The 20113-nt window shown below is 70.2% G+C and carries 17 protein-coding genes, 1 pseudogene and 1 riboswitch; of the genes and pseudogenes, 12 read left to right on the plus strand and 6 right to left on the minus strand.

Features of this window, described 5'->3' with window-relative positions; translation table 11 throughout:
• Nucleotides 1–20 precede the first annotated feature (20 nt).
• Nucleotides 21–653, plus strand: a complete 633-nt coding sequence (locus ACFOWZ_RS30480) for a GTP pyrophosphokinase (RefSeq protein ID WP_382377357.1) — start codon at nucleotides 21–23, stop codon at nucleotides 651–653.
• 69 nt (nucleotides 654–722) lie between these two features.
• Here the strand turns inward: ACFOWZ_RS30480 and ACFOWZ_RS30485 are convergent, their stop codons facing one another.
• Nucleotides 723–1118 carry a subtilase-type protease inhibitor gene (locus ACFOWZ_RS30485; protein ID WP_382377358.1) on the minus strand — a complete coding sequence of 132 codons (396 nt, stop codon included), beginning with the start codon at nucleotides 1116–1118 and terminating at the stop codon, nucleotides 723–725.
• A gap of 49 nt (nucleotides 1119–1167) precedes the next feature.
• On the opposite strand from ACFOWZ_RS30485, the gene ACFOWZ_RS30490 reads away from it, so the two are divergent.
• Entirely contained in the window at nucleotides 1168–2253 is a 1086-nt protein-coding gene (locus tag ACFOWZ_RS30490) for an MFS transporter (protein ID WP_382377359.1), read from the plus strand.
• On the opposite strand, the gene ACFOWZ_RS30495 is transcribed toward ACFOWZ_RS30490, so the two are convergent.
• The gene (locus ACFOWZ_RS30495) at nucleotides 2240–3061 is read right to left on the minus strand and encodes a MerR family transcriptional regulator (RefSeq protein WP_382377360.1); all 822 of its coding nucleotides are present in this window, start codon (nucleotides 3059–3061) and stop codon (nucleotides 2240–2242) included. The two genes, ACFOWZ_RS30490 and ACFOWZ_RS30495, sit on opposite strands and share 14 nt — an antisense overlap.
• 102 nt (nucleotides 3062–3163) lie before the next feature.
• Between ACFOWZ_RS30495 and ACFOWZ_RS30500 the strand changes: the two genes are divergently transcribed.
• The 3 genes from ACFOWZ_RS30500 (at nucleotide 3164) to ACFOWZ_RS30510 (ending at nucleotide 5081) form a co-directional block, all read left to right on the plus strand.
• On the plus strand, nucleotides 3164–4087 hold the full coding sequence (locus tag ACFOWZ_RS30500; RefSeq protein ID WP_382377361.1) for an anti-sigma factor RsbA family regulatory protein: 924 nt from the start codon (nucleotides 3164–3166) through the stop codon (nucleotides 4085–4087).
• A 216-nt stretch (nucleotides 4088–4303) separates the two neighbouring features.
• Nucleotides 4304–4660 (plus strand): DUF742 domain-containing protein, encoded by a 357-nt coding sequence (locus ACFOWZ_RS30505; protein WP_382377362.1) that lies wholly within the window; start codon nucleotides 4304–4306, stop codon nucleotides 4658–4660.
• Nucleotides 4661–4709: 49 nt separating this feature from the next.
• Nucleotides 4710–5081, plus strand: a complete 372-nt coding sequence (locus ACFOWZ_RS30510) for a LapA family protein (RefSeq protein WP_382377363.1) — start codon at nucleotides 4710–4712, stop codon at nucleotides 5079–5081.
• Here the strand turns inward: ACFOWZ_RS30510 and ACFOWZ_RS30515 are convergent.
• On the minus strand, nucleotides 5035–7659 hold the full coding sequence (locus tag ACFOWZ_RS30515; RefSeq protein WP_382377364.1) for a helix-turn-helix transcriptional regulator: 2625 nt from the start codon (nucleotides 7657–7659) through the stop codon (nucleotides 5035–5037). The genes ACFOWZ_RS30510 and ACFOWZ_RS30515 overlap by 47 nt on opposite strands.
• A 282-nt stretch (nucleotides 7660–7941) precedes the next feature.
• Here ACFOWZ_RS30515 and ACFOWZ_RS30520 point away from each other — a divergent pair, with 282 nt between their 5' ends.
• The 3 genes and pseudogenes from ACFOWZ_RS30520 to lgt all read left to right on the plus strand — a co-directional run bounded on the left by ACFOWZ_RS30520 (nucleotide 7942) and on the right by lgt (nucleotide 11558).
• Nucleotides 7942–10443: a tetratricopeptide repeat protein gene (locus ACFOWZ_RS30520; RefSeq protein WP_382377365.1), complete on the plus strand. Its 2502-nt coding sequence runs from the start codon at nucleotides 7942–7944 to the stop codon at nucleotides 10441–10443.
• A gap of 35 nt (nucleotides 10444–10478) precedes the next feature.
• Nucleotides 10479–10574: pseudogene (locus ACFOWZ_RS30525) on the plus strand (EF-hand domain-containing protein); the annotation flags it as partial.
• A gap of 111 nt (nucleotides 10575–10685) precedes the next feature.
• The gene (lgt, locus tag ACFOWZ_RS30530; RefSeq protein WP_382377635.1) at nucleotides 10686–11558 is read left to right on the plus strand and encodes a prolipoprotein diacylglyceryl transferase; all 873 of its coding nucleotides are present in this window, start codon (nucleotides 10686–10688) and stop codon (nucleotides 11556–11558) included.
• Here the strand turns inward: lgt and folE are convergent.
• Both folE and ACFOWZ_RS30540 read right to left on the minus strand, forming a co-directional pair.
• Entirely contained in the window at nucleotides 11539–12096 is a 558-nt protein-coding gene (gene folE, locus ACFOWZ_RS30535; protein WP_382377366.1) for a GTP cyclohydrolase I FolE, read from the minus strand. The genes lgt and folE overlap by 20 nt on opposite strands.
• Nucleotides 12093–12470: a DoxX family membrane protein gene (locus tag ACFOWZ_RS30540; protein ID WP_382377367.1), complete on the minus strand. Its 378-nt coding sequence runs from the start codon at nucleotides 12468–12470 to the stop codon at nucleotides 12093–12095. Before ACFOWZ_RS30540 ends, folE begins: the two co-directional genes overlap by 4 nt.
• 78 nt (nucleotides 12471–12548) lie before the next feature.
• Between ACFOWZ_RS30540 and ACFOWZ_RS30545 the strand changes: the two genes are divergently transcribed.
• A complete protein-coding gene (locus ACFOWZ_RS30545) occupies nucleotides 12549–13199 on the plus strand; it encodes a helix-turn-helix transcriptional regulator (RefSeq protein WP_382377368.1) in 651 nt (216 codons plus the stop codon).
• Nucleotides 13200–13245: 46 nt separating this feature from the next.
• Here ACFOWZ_RS30545 and cobN read toward each other — a convergent pair whose 3' ends face one another.
• Nucleotides 13246–16809, minus strand: coding sequence for a cobaltochelatase subunit CobN (gene cobN, locus ACFOWZ_RS30550; protein WP_382377369.1), 3564 nt, complete (start codon nucleotides 16807–16809; stop codon nucleotides 13246–13248).
• 35 nt (nucleotides 16810–16844) lie between these two features.
• Nucleotides 16845–16976: riboswitch (cobalamin riboswitch) on the minus strand.
• Nucleotides 16977–16984: 8 nt separating this feature from the next.
• Between cobN and ACFOWZ_RS30555 the strand changes: the two genes are divergently transcribed.
• The 3 genes from ACFOWZ_RS30555 to ACFOWZ_RS30565 are packed head-to-tail and all read left to right on the plus strand — an operon-like array spanning nucleotide 16985 to nucleotide 20090.
• The gene (locus ACFOWZ_RS30555; protein ID WP_382377370.1) at nucleotides 16985–18025 is read left to right on the plus strand and encodes a hypothetical protein; all 1041 of its coding nucleotides are present in this window, start codon (nucleotides 16985–16987) and stop codon (nucleotides 18023–18025) included.
• A complete protein-coding gene (locus ACFOWZ_RS30560; RefSeq protein WP_382377371.1) occupies nucleotides 18022–18642 on the plus strand; it encodes a precorrin-8X methylmutase in 621 nt (206 codons plus the stop codon). Before ACFOWZ_RS30555 ends, ACFOWZ_RS30560 begins: the two co-directional genes overlap by 4 nt.
• Nucleotides 18639–20090 carry a precorrin-2 C(20)-methyltransferase gene (locus ACFOWZ_RS30565; RefSeq protein WP_382377372.1) on the plus strand — a complete coding sequence of 484 codons (1452 nt, stop codon included), beginning with the start codon at nucleotides 18639–18641 and terminating at the stop codon, nucleotides 20088–20090. Before ACFOWZ_RS30560 ends, ACFOWZ_RS30565 begins: the two co-directional genes overlap by 4 nt.
• Nucleotides 20091–20113 lie beyond the last annotated feature (23 nt).

A 20113-nucleotide genomic window follows, 5' to 3' on the forward strand; every position in this document is an offset into this window, starting at 1 on the left:
GTGATCAGTACCCTGGTGTCGTGACCGACCTGGCAGACGACCTCAGCCTCCTTCGCGACCTCGAACGGCGGTTGCTCGTCTACAAGTTCGCGATCGAGGAGCTGATGACGAAGCTCCGCATCCTCAGCGAGGAGTTCGACTCGGTCCACCGGCACGACCCGATCGAACACATCACCAACCGGGTGAAGAAACCGGAAGGAATCCTCGAGAAGCTGCGGCGCAAGGGCTTGCCGCTCGACGTCGAGTCGATCGGCGACGTCCTGGACGACATCGCCGGCGTGCGGGTCATCTGCCCGTTCGTGTCCGACGTGTACCGCGTGTCGGCGATGCTCGCGCGGCAGAACGACGTGGAGATCCTGCGCACCAAGGACTACATCGCCCTCCCGAAGCCCAACGGCTACCGGAGCCTGCACCTCATCGTGCGGATCCCGGTGTTCCTGTCGGACCGGGTCGAGCACGTGAAGGTCGAGGTGCAGCTCCGGACCATCGCCATGGACTTCTGGGCCACGCTGGAGCACAAGCTGTTCTACAAGTACGACGACAGCCCGCCCGCGGACTTCGTGGACGAGCTGATGTCGTCGGCGATGATCGCGGCGCAGCTGGACGAACGGATGGAGTCGCTGCACCGCCGCATCCACCAGGACGACGCGTAGCCACGCGATGAACGGCGCTTTTGTCCACGTGAGGTGGACGAAAGCGCCGTTCATCCGGAACACCAGGACTTAGCGGAGCTCGGGTACGAACACCGATCCGGTGGCGCGGATCAGCTCGCACGTGTTCGGGAACGTCTGCTCGTAGTTCACCGTGCGGCCACGCCACGTGCCGGTCGCCGTCACGGTGACGGGGTCGTACTCGAGCGTGCAGAACAGGCTCGGCTCACCGGGCAACGCCGAGAAGTCGCCGTCGGCCGCCTCGATCTCGGCACACGCGGCGTCGGCGTTCGGGTGCTCACCGCCGTCGGGGTCACACGTGAGCGTCAGCACGCGCGCGGCGCTCTGGTCCCCGGACGTCACGGTCATGGTCAGCTCGCCATCGGCCGCCGCAGCGGTTCCGGCCAGTGGAAACACGAGGCCGGCACAGGCGAGCGCGGACATGGTCACGATTCGCTTGCTGTTCATGACCCTCGGCTTCCCGCGAACCCAAGGGAGCCAACATATTCTGACTCGCGTGAAAAACGTCCTACCGCTGTGCGCGGCGGGTTTCGTGACGGCGTTCGGCGCTCACGGTGTCGCGTCCGGACTCGGGTTCCTGCAGGCTGACCTGCTGACCCTCGGCCTCCTGCTGGCGATCTACGACGGCGCCGAGGTCGTGCTGAAGCCCGTCTTCGGTTCTCTCGCCGACAGAATTGGCCCCCGCCCCGTCCTGCTGGTCGGCCTCATCGCCTTCGCGGTGGCGAGCAGTGCGTTCGTGCTGATCGACAACGTCGCCGTCGCACGGTTCGGCCAGGGCGTCGCCGCGGCCGCGTTCTCCCCGGCCGCGAGCGCGATGGTCGCCCGCCTCACCCCGGACAACGCGCGCGGCAAGGCGTTCGGGCGGTACGGGGCGTGGAAGGGCGTCGGCTACACGGCCGGGCCGCTGCTCGGTGGCGTGCTGATCCACTTCGGCAGCTTCGACGTGCTGTTCCTGACGATGGCCGCCATGGCGGCCGCGGTGGCCGCGTGGGCGTTGACCGTCCCGAACCTCGAACCTCTTCCGCGCGAGCGGCAGACCGTCAGAGACCTGGCGAAACGCTTGTCCCACCGCGACTTCCTCAGGCCGACCGCCGCGCTCGCGGCGTCCACCGCGGCACTCGCCACCGGAATCGGCTTCCTGCCGGTGAAAGCCGCCGTCCACGGCTCGATCGTCACCGGTGCCGCGGTGTCGCTCCTCGCGATCACCGCGGCGGTCGTCCAGCCCCGCGTCGGCAGGGCGATGGACGCCGGTCGCCTCACCACCCGCACGGGCACGCGCGCGGGCCTGCTCGCCGCCGCGGCGGGGTTCGCGGCCGCGGCCGGCATCCCCGGACTCGCCGGAACCCTGATCGCGGCCGTGCTGATCGGCGCCGGCTCCGGAGCGGTCACCCCGCTCGCGTTCGCGGCGCTGGCCAGGACCACGCCGGAGGAACGGACGGGTCAGACGATGGGCAGTGCCGAGGTCGGGCGCGAGCTGGGTGACGCGGGCGGCCCGCTGCTGGTGGGCGGGCTCGCCGCGGTCGCCTCGCTGCCGGTCGGCCTGCTCGGGCTGGCCGCCGTGATCGCGTTCACGGCTTGGTGATCTCCAGCTGCAGCTCGGTGACCCAGTCCGCGGGATCCCCCTCGCCGTAGTTCAGGTAGACCTCGCGGACCAACCCCTTCTGCTTGTAGCCGTTCGCCTCGATCCACGCCGCCACGCCCTGGTAGGTGGCGTCGACGTCGTCCATCAGCCCGCGGTGCACGATCGTCGCCGCCGACTCCAGCGGCGGCAGGTCGACGACCTCGAAGTCGGAGGCGGTCGAGGGGTCGACGGCCACGGTCACGCCCGCGTGCACCACGACGGCGTCGCCCTCGGTGGACTCGTAGGTGGCGATGCCGTAGCCGGTGATGGGCACGCCGGCGCGGTCGAGCCGTTCCATCAGCTGCTGGTACAGCGGTTGGATGACCGGACCGATGTCCTCCGGCTCGTAGGACGCGGCGGTGGCGGTCAGGCGGGCGATCCGGACGGCGGGAACGGGCTTCACGACGATCTCGTCGGTGGGCATGGCGCCTTCTCTTTCAATGGCGCGGAGACGTGCCTCGACCCGGCGCAACCGCGACTCGTCCGCGAGGATCTGCTGCCGCAGCTCGGCTCGCCGCAACGACAACATTCCGTGCAACTGTTCGACGGAAACCTTTTCGTCGAGCACGACACGAACTTGGTCGAGCGTCAGACCGAGGTCCTTCAACGCGACGAGCCGGTTGAGCCGCTGCAGCTGTGCGGCGGTGTAGAAGCGGTAGCCCGACGACGGGTCCACGTGGGCCGGCAGGAGCAGGCCCACGGCGTCGTAATGGCGCAGCATCCGCACCGACACGCGCCCCAGATGGGCGAAGTCTCCGATGGTGAACACGACTGCTCCTGTGTAGGGGCTGACACGGTGTGAGGGTCAAGAAATGATGGGTTTGAGCAACGTGCCGGGTGCGCATCCTGGGACGTTGACGAGAGGTGGCACATGACGTTCGCACATCCGGCGTTGTTCTACTCCGACGAGGAGTCCTACATCGACGGCACGGTCCCGTTCGTGGTGGAGGGTCTGGCGAACGCCGAGCCCGTCGCCGTGGCGGTGCCCAGCAGGAACCTCACGCTGCTCCAGGAGGCGCTGAGCGGGTTCGCCCACCTCGTGACCTTCATCGACATGGCGGACACCGGCCGCAACCCCGGCCGGATCATTCCCGAGCTCCGCGCGTTCGCCGACCGGCACCGCAGGGCCGTCCGGATCATCAGCGAGCCGGTGTGGGACCGTCGCACCGACGTCGAGTACCCGGCGTGCGCGCTGCACGAGGCACTGGTCAACTACGCGTTCAGCGGCCGTGACCTCAGCATCCTGTGCCCGTACGACATCTCCTCCCTCCCCCACGACGTCCTGGCCGACGCCGAGAAGACTCACCCGGTCGTGATCGACGCGAGCGGCCACCGTCCCAGCGACCACTTCCACCCCGCACGGGTGGTCGTCGCCACGCACTCGCTGCCGTTGCCCACCCCGTCCGACGCGGCGAGCACGCTGGTCGGGGCGGGTGCGATGGCGGCGGTGCGGGCGTTCGCGCGTGAGCAGGCCGTGAAGTTCGGCCTGGCCCGTGATCGCGTCGACGACTTCGCCCTCGCGGTCACCGAGCTCGCGACGAACAGCGTCCGGCACGGCGGCGGCGAGAGCACGGTCCGGGTCTGGACGGAAAGAGAAAGTATTGTTTGCCAAGTCAACGACAACGGCCACATCACCGATGTTCTGGCTGGCCGAACGCCTGTTCACGCAAACGAACCAGGCGGTCGCGGTCTGTTGCTGGTGAACCGTTTGGCCGACCTCGTGCGCACCCAAACGACGTCGTCGGGGACCGCAATCCAGGTCAGATTCGACTTGGGTGACAAAAAGGCAACGTGATCGACATACATTTGGGCGTGTTCGTTATAGCTTGAGCACGTGCACGACGAGGAAGCGACGGAAATCGGATACACGGGGGCGCGTTTCGGGTCTCCGGCTACCCGCCGACGGCTGCGCGCCGACGCGAGAGGGGACTCCCACGGCGCCGAGACGCAGCAACTGCCCCGTCAGCAACCGTTGCGCCAGCGCCCACCGGAACCGCCCCCGGAGTGGCCGATGCAGGAAGACGAAGACCTACCGCCCGCCCCCGCGCGGGACAGCGCTCTCGTTCGTCCCTACGCCCGCACCGGCGGCCGGACCTCGGCCCGCCACGACCTGCGCCTGGAGACGTTGCTCTCCACGGACGAGGAGCGGCTGTACCGCGCGAACAACGACCAGGCGGCGATGATGCGGCTGTGCCTGCAGCCGCGGTCGGTCGCCGAGATCTCCGCGCTCATGAAGATCCCGCTCGGCGTCACGCGGGTGCTGCTGAGCGACCTGATCACGTTGAACCTGGTCGCCGTGCACGAACCCGGCGACAAGCCGAACATGGCGCTGCTCGAACGGGTTCTCTCGGGACTGCGCAGGTTGTAACCCTTTTGCCAGCAAGCGGGATCACGCTGGGTCGCCGATAATTCTCGTCGTGGCGACTCCCAGCGACGAGACCCCGAAGACGCCGGTCACCGAGCCGATCCCGACCGCACCACCGGCGACGGCCGCACCGAAGAAGCTGCGGCCCACACGGATCAGCGGTACGTGGATCGCGATCCTCGTCGCGATCGTGGTGCTGATCTTCCTGCTCGTCTTCATCCTGCAGAACGGCGGCAACGCCACCATCTACTTCCTGTGGGGCGAGGCCAGCCTTCCGCTCGGCGTGGCGCTGCTGTTCGCGGCGATCGGCGGTGCGGTGCTGGTCGCGGTCGTCGGCGCGGCCCGCATCCTTCAGCTGCGGCGTCAGGCGAAGCGGCTCACTGGTCGTCCCGCGACCTCATCACCAGCTCGACGCGAGAGCTGATCTCGAGCTTGCGGAAGATCTTGCGCAGGTGGAAGTTCACCGTGTGCGGTGACATGAACAGCTGCGTCGAGATCTGCCGGTTCGTCTGCCCCTTGGCCACCAGGTTGGCGATCGCCCGTTCGGTGTCGTCCAAACTGGACCATCCGGACGCAGGACGGACGGGTGCGGCCCTGCGGCGCCTGCCGAGCTTGCGCAACCGGCCCAGCACGCGGGCGCTGTCGCGGGACGCACCGATCTCCCGGTAAAGCCCGAGCGCGTTCTCCAGTGCCTTCACCGAGTCCGTGCGATCGGCCGCGGCGCTCAGCAGCACTCCGAGGTCCTCGGCCGCGTTCGCCCGTGCCCACAGGTCGCGGTGCTGCTGCGACGCCAGTTCCAGCAGCGAGGCGTCACCGTCGAACAGGCCCCGCGCGTGCAACGCGGCGGCCGCCACCGCGCGGAATCCCGGGTTCTCCTCCGCCAGCTGTTCGACGCGGTCCACCACGGCCTTCGCCAGCCCCTCGTTCCCGGCCTCCAGCGCGCGGCGCACGAACCACCCGGCGGCACGGGGTTCCTCGGCGAACAGCCCCGAGGACACGAGCTCCGGGTACTCGTCGGTGAGCAGCCCCATCGCCTTGTCGAGCCCGTGGGCGACGTACGACACCAGCACGTCGGCCCACTGGTAGTAGGCGCGGGAGAAGACGATCCCGTCGACTCCGACGCGTCCGCGGTACTGCTCGACGTGCTCGATCGCGGCGGGCAGGTCGCCGGTGTGGATCGCGACCATCGCGAGCACCGCCGACGGTGGCGCGACCAGCGCGGTGTGCCCGGTGTCGTCCGCGACCGTCACCGCGTCGCGCGCCTCGGCCGACGCCTCCTCGATCCGCCCGGCCTGCAACAGGATCCGGGCCTGCACGGCGGAGACCATGAGCTCCTTGGTCACCACGGAGGACGGTCCGCTGCGCGCTCGCCGCACCACTCCGTCGGCCTCGGCGAACTCCCGCAGCCCGGCGAGCACGGTCGCCAGCAACAGCTGCGGGTAGGCGCAGAGGTCGTGGGAGGTGGCGGACTGCGCGGCCTCACGTGCCAGTTCCAGTGCGGCGCCGGGTTCCCCGCGGTCACGGGCGATCGCGGCGAGCACCGCCAACGCCGTTGCCAGCACGTCGTCCGGAGAGCCCGTGTGGGTGCGCACGACCGCTTCCGCCAGTTCCTCCGCGCGGGACCGGTCGTGGCCGAGCAACGCCATCATCCTGGTGATCTCCACCCACGGCGCGAGTTCCGCCGGCAGATCGGGTTCCTCCAGCAGCGCCTCGGAGATCTCAGTCGACGCGGCGTGCTGGGCGCCGAGCAACGTCGTCGTGGCCACGCAGTGCCGCAGCTTCGCGGCGTGCTCCGGGGAGACCTGGCGGGACAACGCGTCCTGCGCGAGCGCTTGCGCCGCCGTGAGCTTCCCGGCCGCGATCAGCGCGCGCACCGCGATCACCGTGCGGTGGACCAGTGAGGCGGACGCCTGGTCGGTGAGCTCGAGCGCCCGCACCGCGAGCTCGGCGGCCGCGTCCGGGGCGTTCCACAGCACGGCTTTTGACGCCGCGACCAGCCCGTCGATCGACCGGACGTCACCGCGCTGGGCGCCGTGCAACAGGTGCTGGGCCGCCACGACCGCGGAGTCCCCGCGTCCCAGCAGCATCTCGCCGGCCTCGCGGTGCAACGCGCGCCGGACGGGCGGCGGCACGGTGTCGGCGACCAGCCGCCACACCAGTTCGTGCCGGAACGCCAGCCTGTCCTCCAGCGACGTCACGACACCGGCGCCGATGACCTCGTCCAGCGCTGGCAACAGGATCGCGGTGCTGGAGGCCAGCATCTCCGCGACGTCACCGGGTTCGAAGCGCGGCCCGAGGACGGACGCGACCTGCAGCAGGTGCCTCGCCTTGCCGCTCAACGCGCTGACCCGGCCGCGCAGCAACGCTTCCGTGCGCCGCGGCGGACAGTCGGCGCGCAACGACGCGCGCCCGGCGGTGACCGCCAGCTGCCCGTCTTCCTTCAGCGCTTCGAGAAGACCGATCAGCTCGGCCGGATTCCCTTGCGCGGTCGACGCGAGCGCGCGGAGGTCGTGGTCGGGAACTCCCCCGGCGAGGTCGGCGACGAGGTCCGCGACCACGTCGTCGGTGAACGGCCGGAGCTCGATCCGCACGGCACCGCGGGCGAGCGCGGCGGCGAACAGCCGGTCGGCGCCCTCTCCGGTGCGGCGGGCGAGCAGCCAGACGACCTTCTCGTGACTGGAGGCGGGCAGCAGCGCGCGCAACGCCGCCAGGGTGCCCGGCTCGGCCAGGTGGAGGTCGTCGAGCACGACGAGCGAGGGACCGTCCGGTTCGCGTTCGGCGAGGCGGGCCAGCAGGAACGGCTGGTCGAGCTCGTCCTGCGCCGTGGCGACGGCGAAACCGCGGCGTGCGGCGATTGTGGCGACCTCGGCCAGCAACCGCGTCTTGCCGGTTCCCGCCGCACCGTCGACGAGCACGACGCCCGTTCCCGCGTCCAGCACACCGCTCAGGAGCTCCCGTTCTCCGTCACGGCCGCGGAACACCCCGTCCCGATTCCCCGACACCCATTTTTCCTTTCGCTCCACGGCGGCGGAGAACAAGCGCTGCACTACCACAACCACCCGCACCACGACCAGCCCTGAGGCAGCACATCTAGGCCGTTGGGATGACCACGCGTGGCCACCACCCGGCTGCCGCTACCCATTCAGGTAGTAGCCCGCGGGATCATACGTGCACGGACCCTGTTGAGACGCCCCATAGCTCAGGAACGTTTACCTGGGCAAGTGGTGCTGTTTCTCCTAGCATCAATTCTGCTGATCCATTCACCCGCGGATTGTGGAGAGATCTTGAAAAACCGGCGGAAAGCGCGGTGTGCCGGAATCAGCGACCAGGTGACGCCGGGCACCACCACCGTCGTGGAAGGCGCGCCCGGAACGGGCAAGACCGCCGTGCTGGACGATCTCGCCGGTCGGTGGGAAGCCTCCGGTCGGCACGTCGTGCGGGCGCGTGGCAGTGCGCTGGAGGGCGACCTGCCGTTCGGGATCGTGGCCCAGCTCTTCGACATCGACCCCGGCCAGTCCACGGACTTCGCCGCACTGCACGGCGTCTACCGGCTGGCCACGTCGCTCGCGAGCACGTCCGGCCTGCTCATCGCCGTGGACGACGCCCACTGGGCCGATGCCGCGTCACTGCGCTGGCTCGCCTATCTGACGTTGCGGATCCAGCGCCTGCCCATCGCGGTCGTGCTGACCGTCGGCGAGCGGTGTGAGGACCCGTCGTACGGCGAGATCGCGGCTTCGTGCCACCACGTCGTGCTCGGCCCCCTGTCCGCGGACGACGTCGCCGCGCTGATCTCGCCCGCGCCGGCACCGGAGTTCGTCGCCGCCTGCCTCGACGCGACAGGCGGGAACGCGCTGGCGGTGACGCGCCTGGTCGAGGCCCTGGAGGAGGACGGGGTGCCGCCGACGGCCGAGGCCGCGTGGCAGGTCGCCCAGCGCGGCGCGGAGGTGACCGGCGCGATCGTGGCGGCACGACTGCGCCGCCGTCCGGCCGCGGTGGTGGCCACCGCGCAGTGCCTGGCCGTGCTCGGACCGTCCCCGCGTCCTGGTGTGCTGGCCGAGCTCACCGGGCTGAGCCCCGCCGAACTGGCCGAGGCGGTGCGCACGGTGGAGCTGCTCGGCGGGGCCGGACGAGCCGTTCTCGACGACATGCCCGCGTCCGCGCGAGCCGCGTTGCACCTGCGAGCCGCACGAGCGTTGCGCACACACGGCGCCACCGACCGCGAGGTGGCCGACCACCTGCTGGAGACCTCGCCGGGACTGGAGCCGTGGGCGGGCGAGGTGCTCGACCGCGCCGCGCAGGAGGCGGTGAACCGGGGCGACACGCCCGGCGCCGCACGGTTGCTGTGGCGGGCCCTGAGGGAACCGGTGGCGAACCCGGCGCGGGCGCTCACGATGCTGGGCGTCGCCGAGCTGGTCGGCGGGCTTCCCGGTGCCACGGCACGGTTGCGCGAGGCACACCAGTCCGATGTGGACGATGCCGAGTCCGCCGTGGCGCTGTCGTACGCCCTGCACGCCGAGGGCGAACCGGCCGAACTGGTGGCGGTGCTCGCGGGCGGTCCGCCGTGGGCACAGGCACACCTGGCGGTGCACGGCCTGGCGTGGCAGGAGGCCGTGCCGTCGACGGTCGGGCTCGACACGCCCGCCGGCGTTCTGCACCACGTGCTGGTCGGCGACATCGGTGCCGCCGAGGCCGTTGCGCTCGTGTCGGCCGATGGCGTCCTGTCGTCGCTGGCGTCCGCGATGACACTGAACCTGGCCGACTCGCTGGACGCCGCACTGGACGTGCTGGACGACGTCGACCGCTCGCAGCCGCCGGCACTGCGCGCGCTGACGTACGTGATGCGCGCGAACGTCCAGCGCCGCAAGGGAGATCTCGTCTCCGCCCGCGCCGACCTCGCACTGGCGGACGACCACCTGCGTCAGGACCGCCGCTGGCACGCGATCACGACCTGGCACGCCGCGTTGCTCTCCGACATCCTCCTCGAGGAGGGTCGCCTGGACGAGGCCGACGCGGTCATCGCCGAGGCGTCCACCGAGGAGGCACGGCGTGTGTGGCCGTACGGCGGACTGCTGACCGTTCGCGGACGGTTGCTCACCGCGCGAGGCGACGACCACGACGCGTTGGAGTCGTTCCTGGCCGCTGGGCGACATTGCGCGTTGTGGCCCTACCGCAATCCCGCCGTGTTGGCGTGGCGTTCCGGCGCGGCGCTGGCCTGTGCGGCGACGGGCGACGGTGAACGGGCCCGCGAACTGGCTGACGAAGAAGTCAGCCTCGCCTGGTCATGGGGTGCACCGAGGGCGTTGGGCATGGCGTTGCGGGCGGCGGGCCGAGTCACCGCTGGAACGGCCGGCCGCACGTTGCTGGAAGAGGCCGTGCGGCTACTGCGGGGTTCTCCGGCCCGTTTGGAGTTGGCGCGCGCGTTGGTCGACCTCGGCGTCGTGGTGCGGCGTCAGGGCGACACGTCCGGTGCGCGCGCGTGTCTGCGTGAAGCGTTGGACCTCTCGCAGAAGTGCGGCTCCACCGCGATGGCCGCACGGGCGTACTCCGAACTGGTGGCGACCGGTGCCGGACCCCGGCGGATGCGCCAGACCGGGCCGACCGCGCTGACCCCGACCGAGCACCAGGTGGCGGAGCTGGCGGCACGAGGCCGTTCCAACGAGGAGATCGCGTCGACGTTGCTCCTGCCCGCCGAGGCCGTCGAGGGAGTGCTGGCCGGCGCCTGCCGCAAGCTGGGCGTGTCGAGCCGCCTCCACCTGCCGGGTGGTTCGGACCCGTTCGGCCGATAGTTTCCGTTGCGACGTTCGGCCTGTCGTCGTTGCCCATGGCGAGCGACTTGCAGAGACGCAAGGTGGCGGTGGTCTTCGGCGCGATGGACGCCAACGGTGACGGCAGGCTGTCGCGCGAGGAGTTCGCCCAGCTGTGGCTCGAGTTCTGGGCCGGCGACGACGCGGACGCGGCCGGCACCCACGTGTTCGGACCGGTCCAGGACTTCACCGGCACGTCACCGTGCCGGGGCCATCCTGGCGCGATGCTCCTGGGGGAAGGGCCGATCCTCTCCGTCATTCCGAGTCCCACACAGGCCGTGTGGCACCTCGGGCCGATCCCGTTGCGCGCCTACGCCTTCTGCATCATCGCGGGCATCCTGGTCGCCATCTGGCTCACCGAGCGCCGGTGGGTCCAGCGCGGCGGCGATCGCGCCGCCGTCGCGCAGATCTCCTACTGGGCGGTCCCGTTCGGCATCGTCGGAGCGCGGCTCTACCACGTGGCCACGTCCTGGCAGCCGTACTTCGGCCCCGGCGGCCGGCCGATCGAGGCCCTGTACATCTGGAACGGCGGCATGGGCGTCTGGGGTGCCATCGCCCTCGGCGCGCTCGGCGGCTGGATCGGTGCGCGGCGCGCCGGGGTGCGGCTGCCGGCGATGGCGGACGCGGCGGCCCCGGGAATCGCGCTGGGGCAAGGAATCGGGCGACTCGGCAACTGGTTCAACAACGAGGTGTACGGCGGGCCCACCGACCTGCCCTGGGGACTCGTGATCCACCAGTGGGACCAGTCGGCGGGACGCGCCGTCCTCGGTCAGGACGGCCTGCCGGTCGTCCTGGGCACGTTCCACCCCGCCTTCCTCTACGAACTGGTGTGGGACTTCGGGGTGGCGGCCGCGGTGATCTGGGCGGACCGCCGCTTCCGGCTCGGTCACGGCCGCGTCTTCGGGCTGTACGTGGTGCTCTACACCGCGGGCCGGTTGTGGATCGAGGCGTTGCGGACCGACGCCGCGAACCACGTTTTGGGGCTGCGTCTGAACATCTGGACCTCGCTGGTCGTGGGCCTCACCGCCGCCGTGCTCACGTGGCTGTCGGCGCGACGGCGTCCCGGTCGCGAGGAGCTCACGAGTGCACCAGGGTGAAGAACTCCTGACGTGACGCGGGATCCTTCCGCAGCACGCCCTGCAACGCCGACGTGACCGTGCTGGATCCGGTGACCCGCACGCCTCTCAACGCCATGCACATGTGCTCGGCCTCGATCACGACGCCGACTCCCTTGGGCTGCAAGTGTTCCTGCAGCCAGTCCGCGACCTGCTTGGTGAGCCGTTCCTGCACCTGGAGGTCGCGGGCGAACATCTCCACGACCCGTGCGAGCTTCGACAGCCCCAGAATCCGTTCGCCCGGCAGGTAGCCGACGTGCGCGACACCGTGGAACGGCAGCATGTGGTGCTCGCACAACGACTGCACGGGGATGCCCCGCGCCAGCACGAGCTCGTCGTAGCCCTCGTCGTTGGGGAACGTCGTCATGTTGAACGCCCGCGGTGTGAGCAGTTCGGCGTACGCCTCGGCGACGCGGCGCGGCGTGTCGGCCAGGTGCACCGAGTACGGGTCCTTGCCCAGCGCCTTCAGCAGGTCCGTGACGGCCTGCTGCGCCGCCTCGACGTCGATCGGACCGGTCATCGGCTCGCCAGCCGGGACAGCGCCAGCGCGCCGACCAGCAGACCGAAGTCGCGCAACGCGATGTCGTAGTAGCCGGGCAGGGTCAGCAGGTTGACGATGATCCCGAGCAGCCACGCCGCGACGACCAGGCCACCCCACTTCGGCCGCACCGCCACGAGCACGCCGGCCACGATCTCGATCACGCCGACGAGGTACATCGCCGTCTGCGGGCTGCCGGGCACGATGGAGTCGATCCACGGCGCCAGGTAGACCGGCCAGTCGACGAGCACGTTGAAGAACTTGTCCAGCCCGAACAGGATCGGCGCCGCCGCGAACACCGTGCGCAACAACACGAACGCCTGGGTCGCGGGATCCGTGCGCGTCAGGACTGCCATGACTCCTCCTTCTAACGACAACTTGCGCTAACGTTAGAACCGTCGGAGTAATTTAGTCAACAGAAGTGGGTTTTAGAGATGGCCGACCACGTCGCCGCCGTCGCGGCTCTCGACGAGCCGAACCGGCGCAAGCTCTACGACTTCGTGGTGCGCCAGACCGCGCCCATCAGCAAGGACGAGGCTTCCGAGGCCGTCGGACTCGCCCGCACGACGGCCGCGTTCCACCTCGACAAGCTGGTCGAGATGGGACTGCTGGACGTCGTCCACGAGCGGAGGTCGGGGCGCACCGGGCCCGGTGCGGGACGGCCGGCGAAGCTCTACCGGCGGTCGGAGGAGCAGATCGAGGTGTCGCTGCCCGACCGGCGGTACGAGGCGGCGAGCCACCTGCTGGCCGACTCGCTGCTCGAAGCCCAGACCACGGGCGAGCCGCCACGCGAGATCCTGAACCGGCGCGCGTACGAGTGGGGCGAGGACCTGGCCGCGGAGGCGGGCGGCGACGTCGTGCAGGCGTTGGAGGGCCTCGGGTTCGAGCCGCAGCAGGACGGCACGACGGTCCTGCTGGGCAACTGCCCGTTCCACAGCCTGGCCCAACGGCACACGGAACTGGTGTGCGGCATGAACCTCTGCCTGATCAGCGGCCTGCTGGACGGGATCGCCGCCACCACCCACACCGCACGCCTCGACCCCACCCCCGGCCACTGCTGCGTCCGCCTCGACAAAACTCGATGAACGGCGCTTTTGTCCACTTGAGGTGGACAAAAGCGCCGTTCATCAATCAGGCACCGTCTTCGAGGTCGCCCTCGGTTTCGAGGTAGGCGGCGCGGAGGGCATCCAGAGTGGACGGCTCGGGGTGCTCCCACATCTTGCGGTCGGCGGCTTCCAGGAGGCGTTCCGCGATGCCGTGCAGCGCCCAGGGGTTGCTGGTCTGCAGGAACTTGCGGGTTTCCGGGTCGAGCACGTAGGTCTCGGTCAGCTTCTCGTACATCCAGTCCGCGACGACACCGGTCGTGGCGTCGTAGCCGAACAGGTACTCGACCGTGGCCTGGAGCTCGAACGCGCCCTTGTACCCGTGGTTGCGCATCGCCCCGACCCAACGCGGGTTGACCACGCGGGCGCGGAAGATCCGTGAGGTCTCCTCGGTGAGGGTACGGGTCCGGACCGCTTCCGGCCGCGTGCTGTCACCGACGTACGCCGCGGGTGCCTTGCCCGTCAACGCCTTCACCATCGTGACCATGCCGCCGTGGTACTGGAAGTAGTCGTCCGAGTCGGCGATGTCGTGCTCGCGGGTGTCGATGTTCTTGGCCGCCACCGCGATCCGCCGGTACGCCGACTCCATGTCCTCACGCGCCGAGATGCCGTCGACGCCGCGGCCGTACGCGTACCCGCCCCACACCGCGTAGACCTCGGCGATGTCCGACGAGTCGCGCCAGTTGCGGCTGTCGATCAACGGCAGCACGCCCGCGCCGTACGCGCCCGGCTTCGACCCGAAGATCCGCAGGGTCGCCCGGCGCTGGTCGCCGTGCTCCTCCAGGTCCTTCAGCGTGTGCGCCCGCACGAAGTTCTGCTCCACCGGCTCGTCCAGGGCCGCCACCAGCTGCACGGCGTCGTCCAAAAGGGACACGACGTGCGGGAACGCGTCCCGGAAGAAGCCCGAGATCCGGACGGTGACGTCGATGCGCGGCCTGCCCAGCTCCTCCAGCGGAACGACCTCGAGTCCGGTGACGCGGCGGGACTGGTCGTCCCACACCGGCCGCACGCCCATCAGCGCGAAGACCTCGGCGATGTCGTCACCGGCCGTGCGCATCGCGGACGTGCCCCAGACCGACAGACCCACCGAAGGGGGCCACTCGCCGTCGTTCTCCTCGCGGTACCGGGCGAGCAGCGAGTCCGCCATCGCCTGGCCGGTCTCCCACGCGAGGCGTGACGGGACGGCCTTCGGGTCGACGGAGTAGAAGTTGCGACCTGTCGGCAGCACGTTCACCAGGCCGCGCAACGGCGAACCGGACGGGCCGGCCGGGATGTAGCCGCCGTCCAGCGCGTGCAGGACGTTGGTCATCTCGTCCGTGGTGCGAGCGAGCCGCGGCACCACTTCCAGGGCCGCGAACTCCAGGATCTTCTGCACGTCGGCGGATTCGTGCAGGGTCTTGGCCGTGGCGACGTCCCAGCCCGCGTCCTCCATCGCCTGGACGAGTGCACGCGCCTGTTCTTCAACGGCGTCAACGTCCTCACGGGCCGTGCCGACGAGCCCGAGCGCCTCCCGCAGGCCGGGCAGCGCGGCGACCTGACCGCCCCACATCTGCCGTGCCTGGAGCATCGCGAGCACGAGGTTCACGCGAACGCTGCCGGTCGGCGCCTCGCCGAGGATGTGCAGACCGTCGCGGATCTGGACGTCCTTGACCTCGCACAGCCAGCCGTCGACGTGCAGCAGGAACTCGTCGAACTCCGCGTCGTGTGGCCGGTCGTCCAGGCCGAGGTCGTGGTCGAGCTTCGCGGCCTGGATCAACGTCCAGATCTGCGCGCGGATCGCCGGCAGCTTCGCCGGGTCCATCGCGGAGATCGAGCCGTACTCGTCGAGCAGCTGCTCCAGCCGCGCGATGTCGCCGTAGCTGTCGGCCCGCGCCATCGGCGGCACCAGGTGGTCGACCAGCGTGGCGTGCGCGCGCCGCTTGGCCTGCGTGCCCTCGCCGGGGTCGTTGACGAGGAACGGGTAGACCAGCGGCAGGTCGCCCAGTGCCGCGTCCGTGCCGCAGGAGGCCGACATGCCGACGGTCTTGCCGGGCAGCCACTCCAGGTTGCCGTGCTTGCCGACGTGCACCACGGCGTCCGCGCCGAACTCGGACTCGATCCACCGGTACGCCGCGAGGTAGTGGTGCGACGGCGGCAGGTCGGGGTCGTGGTAGATCGCGATGGGGTTCTCGCCGAACCCTCGCGGCGGCTGCACGATCACGACGACGTTGTTGGACCGCAACGCGGCCAGCACGATCTCGCCGTCCTTCGACCTGCTGCGGTCGACGAAGAGCTCACCGGGCGCCTCGCCCCAGTGCTCCTGCATCGACTCGCGGAAGTCCTCCGGCAGCGTCTCGTAGAACTCCCGGTAGTCGGCAGCCGCGATGCGCACCGGGTTGCTCTCGAACTGCTCCTGCGTGAGCCAGTCCGCGTCCTGGCCACCGGCGGCGATCAGCGCGTGGATCAACGCGTCGCCGTCGAGCTCCTCGACACCGGGCAACGCGTCGCCGATGTCGTAGCCGTGCTCCTGCATCGCCTTGAGCAGCCGGACCGTGGACGCGGGCGTGTCGAGCCCGACCGCGTTGCCGATGCGCGAGTGCTTCGTCGGGTACGCCGACAGCATCACGGCGATCTTGCGGTTCTCCACCGGGATGTGGCGCAGCTTCCCGTGCCTGACCGCGATGCCCGCGACGCGCAGCGCCCGTTCCGGGTCGGCCACGTAGACCGTGAGGCCGTCGGAGTCGATCTCCTTGAAGGAGAACGGAACCGTGATGATCCGGCCGTCGAACTCGGGGATCGCGACCTGGGTCGCGGTGTCCAAAGGAGACAGTCCGTCGTCGTTCTCGTCCCACGACTCACGACTCGACGTGAGGCACAACCCCTGCAGGATCGGCACGTCCAACGCGGCCAGCGCACCCACGTCCCACGCGTCGTCGTCGCCACCGGCGGACGCCTTGGCGGGGTTCGTGCCACCAGCCGCGAGCACCGTGACGACCAGCGCGTCGGCCTGGCACAGCGTGTCCAGCAGCTCGGGCTCGGCGGTGCGCAGCGACGAGCAGTAGACGGGCAGCGGCTTGCCGCCCTTGGCCTCGATCGCGTCGCACAACGCGTGCACGAACGCCGTGTTCCCGGCCACGTGGTGCGCGCGGTAGTAGAGCACCGCGACCGTGGGGCCTTCTCCGGTCGTCTCCCGCTCCAGCACACCCCACGTGGGCGTGGCCGTGGGCGCCTCGAAGCCGTGCCCGGTCAGCAGGACGGTGTCGGACAGGAACTTGTGCAGCTCGGCCAGGTTCGCCGGCCCGCCGTGCGCCAGGTAGAGGTGCGCCTCGGCACACACGCCACCGGGCACCGTCGACAGCTCCATCAGCGCCGCGTCGGGCTGCTGCTCACCGCCGAGCACGACCACCGGCAGCCCGCTGGCCAGCAGCCAGTCGAGCCCTTCCTCCCACATCCGGCGCCCGCCGAGGATGCGCACGAGCACGAGCTCGACGTCCTGGGTCAGCCCGGGAAGGTCGTCCACGGTGGTGCGCGCCGGGTTGCCGAGCCGGTACTCGGCACCGCTCGCACGCGCCGACAGCAGGTCGGTGTCGGAGGTCGACAGCAGCAGGATCACGCAGGCTCCATCCCTCGTGGGGTCCTCGCCCCAGGTTGCGGGTGACAGGCGAAGCGGAGTTCCTGACTCCCAGCGTCCGCTGGTCACAGTGGCGGGACCGCGCCGGATTCACACCGGCTTCCTCCTGCGCTTCGTCGTTCGGGCTCACCCTAACCGGCGGGTTACAGTCCGACCTATGCGTAGTCACCCGGATGCCTGCCCCGGCGCCGTAGAGCTGCACCCCGCGGCCGACGGCGGGCTGGCGCGCATCCGGGTCCCCGGCGGCACGCTTTCCGCTGCTCAGTGGGACGTCGTGCGGGTCGCGGCACTGGAGCTCGGATCCGGCTCGCTGGAACTGACCTCGCGGGCGAACCTCCAGATCAGGGGCCTCGCGGACGGCGTGGAGCTGGGTGAACGGTTGCGTGCGGCGGGCCTGTTGCCGTCCGCGACGCACGAGCGGATCCGCAACATCATCGCGGCGCCACTGGAGGACAACCAGTCGCTGGTCGACGCGCTGGACGCGGCGTTGTGCGCGGACCCGCTGCTGGCCGCGCTGCCAGGGCGTTTTCTCGTCACGGTGGGGCACGCGGTGAGTGGTCTGGGCGGCGACTTCGGGCTGGTCGGAGAGGTGCTCCTGCTCGCCGGTACCGATACAGGTGTCCGAGTTCACGACCCCGTCGACGCCCTGCTGACCGCTGCCCGCCTCTTCCAGGGGATGCGCGGGACCGCCTGGCGCCTGTCCGAAGTGGACGGCGGTGTGCGAAAGATCACCGAGCACTTCGGTGTTTCCGACGCCCCGCGGATCACCCCGGCTGTGACGCCCGTCGCACCTTCGCCCACGACTCCCGGCGTGCCGTTGGGCCGCCTGGACGCGCACCAGCTCCCCGGCGTCCCGATCCGGCTGACGCCGTGGCGGAGCCTGGTCGTGCCTGCCGGAACCGACGTCTCGGGGCTGATCACGGATCCGGACTCGCCGTGGCACGGCGTCAGCGCCTGCACCGGGCGCCCCGGCTGCGCCAAGTCGCTCTCCGACGTACGCGCCGATGCGCGCGCTTGGGTTGACGCGTCCCACCACACACACGTGCCAGGCCGGGTACCCCCAATTTCAATTCTAGGGAGCAGGTCCGACACTCCCGGCCCGGTTCACTGGTCGGGCTGTGCACGCCGATGCGGTCGCCCCGCCGGCGATGTGATCGAGTTCGTCGCGACCGGCGACGGCTACGAGGAGATCAGGTGACGGAGTACATCAAGGACGGCGCGGAGATCTACCGCCAGTCCTTCGCCACCATTCGCGCGGAATCGGACCTCACCAGGTTCCCAGAGGACGTCGCGAAAGTCGTGGTCCGCATGATCCACGCGTGCGGCATGACCGACCTGCCGAACGACGTCGCTTTCTCCCCCGGCGTCGTCCGCAACGCTCGCGCGGCGCTCCAGGCAGGTGCGCCGATCCTGTGCGACGCCAACATGGTCGCGTCCGGCGTCACCCGCCGCCGCTTGCCCAAGGACAACGAAGTCCTTTGCCACCTCCAGGATCCGCGCACTCCCTCGCGAGCCAAGGAGATCGGCAACACCCGCAGCGCCGCCGCCCTGGAGCTGCTGCAGGACCGCTTCGAAGGTGCCGTGATCGCCATCGGCAACGCCCCGACCGCGCTGTTCCACCTGATCGACCTGATCGAGGCAGGAGCGCCCCGGCCGGCCGCGATCTTGGGCATCCCGGTCGGGTTCATCGGTGCCGCGGAGTCCAAAGAAGCTTTGGCCGCAACGGATCTGGAGCACCTCGTGGTGCACGGCCGGCGCGGCGGCAGTGCCATGACGGCGGCGGCCATCAACGCGATCGCGAGCGAGGAAGAATGACGGGCAAGCTCTACGGCGTCGGGCTGGGTCCCGGTGACCCGGAACTCGTGACGGTGAAGGCCGCACGGCTCATCGGGGAAGCCGACGTGATCGCGTTCCACAGCGCGCGGCACGGGCGCAGTGTCGCCAAAACCATTGCGGCACCGTACTTCCGCGACGGCCAGATCATGGAACAGCTCGTCTACCCGGTCACCACCGAGGACACCGACGACTACCAGGGCGAGATCGACGCGTTCTACGAAGAGGCCGCGGCCAAGCTCGCCGCGCACCTCGACGCCGGACGTGACGTCGTCGTCCTCGCCGCCGGAGACCCGTTCTTCTACGGCTCCTACATGCACATGCACAAGCGGCTCGCCGACCGCTACGAGTGGGAGGTCGTGCCCGGCGTCACGAGCGTCAGCGGTGCGAGTGCTGTTCTCGGCACCCCGCTGGTCGAGCGCGACGAGGTCCTCACCATCCTGCCCGGCACGCTGCCTCCCGCCGAGCTCGCGACCCGCCTGGCCGACACCGACTCGGCCGCGATCCTCAAGCTGGGCCGCACTTTCGGCAACGTCAAGACGGCCCTCGAAGCCTCCGGCAGGCTCGACGGTGCCTGGTACGTCGAGCGCGCCACCACCGGCCGCCAGAAGATGTCGCCGCTGGCCGACGTCGACCCCGGCGAGGTCCCCTACTTCTCCCTGGCGCTGCTGCCCAGCAACTCCAAGCCCGAGGCGCGCAAGGGCGAGGTGACCGTCGTGGGTCTGGGCCCTGGCAAGACCGCCTGGCTCACACCGGAAGCCCGCCAGGAACTCGAAGCCGCCGACGAGCTCGTCGGTTACACCACCTACCTCAACCGCCTCCCCGACCGGCCCGGCCAGACGAAACACGCCTCCCACAACCAGGTCGAGTCGGAACGTGCCGCCTTCGCGCTGGACCTGGCGCGCAAGGGCAAGCGGGTCGCGGTCGTGTCGTCCGGCGATCCCGGCGTCTTCGCGATGGCCACGGCCGTCCTGGAGGTCGCAGCGGAAGCCGGTGACGTCCCGGTGCGGGTCATCCCGGGCGTGACGGCGGCGAACGCCGTGGCGGCCAAGGCCGGTGCACCGCTGGGCCACGACTACGCGGTGATCTCGTTGAGCGACAGGCTCAAACCGTGGGACGTCATCGCCGAACGTTTGACCGCCACCGCCAAGGCCGACCTGGTGATCGCGATCTACAACCCGGCCTCCAAGGCCCGCACGCACCAGGTCCACGAGATGCGCGACCTGCTGCTGCAGCATCGCTCCCCGGACACGCCGGTCGTCGTCGGACGTGACGTCGGCGGTCCCGAGGAAGAGATCCGCGTCGGAACGTTGAAGACGCTCGACCCGGACACGATCGACATGCGCTGCCTGCTGATCATCGGCTCGTCCCAGACCGTCGTCACGGACGCGGGCGTGGTGTTCACGCCGCGCCGCTATCCGACTGATTAGCCTCCTTCCCTGCGGCCATACGG

Origin of the sequence: Lentzea rhizosphaerae, assembly GCF_042649515.1 — a bacterium.
Lineage (GTDB): Bacteria > Actinomycetota > Actinomycetes > Mycobacteriales > Pseudonocardiaceae > Lentzea > Lentzea aerocolonigenes.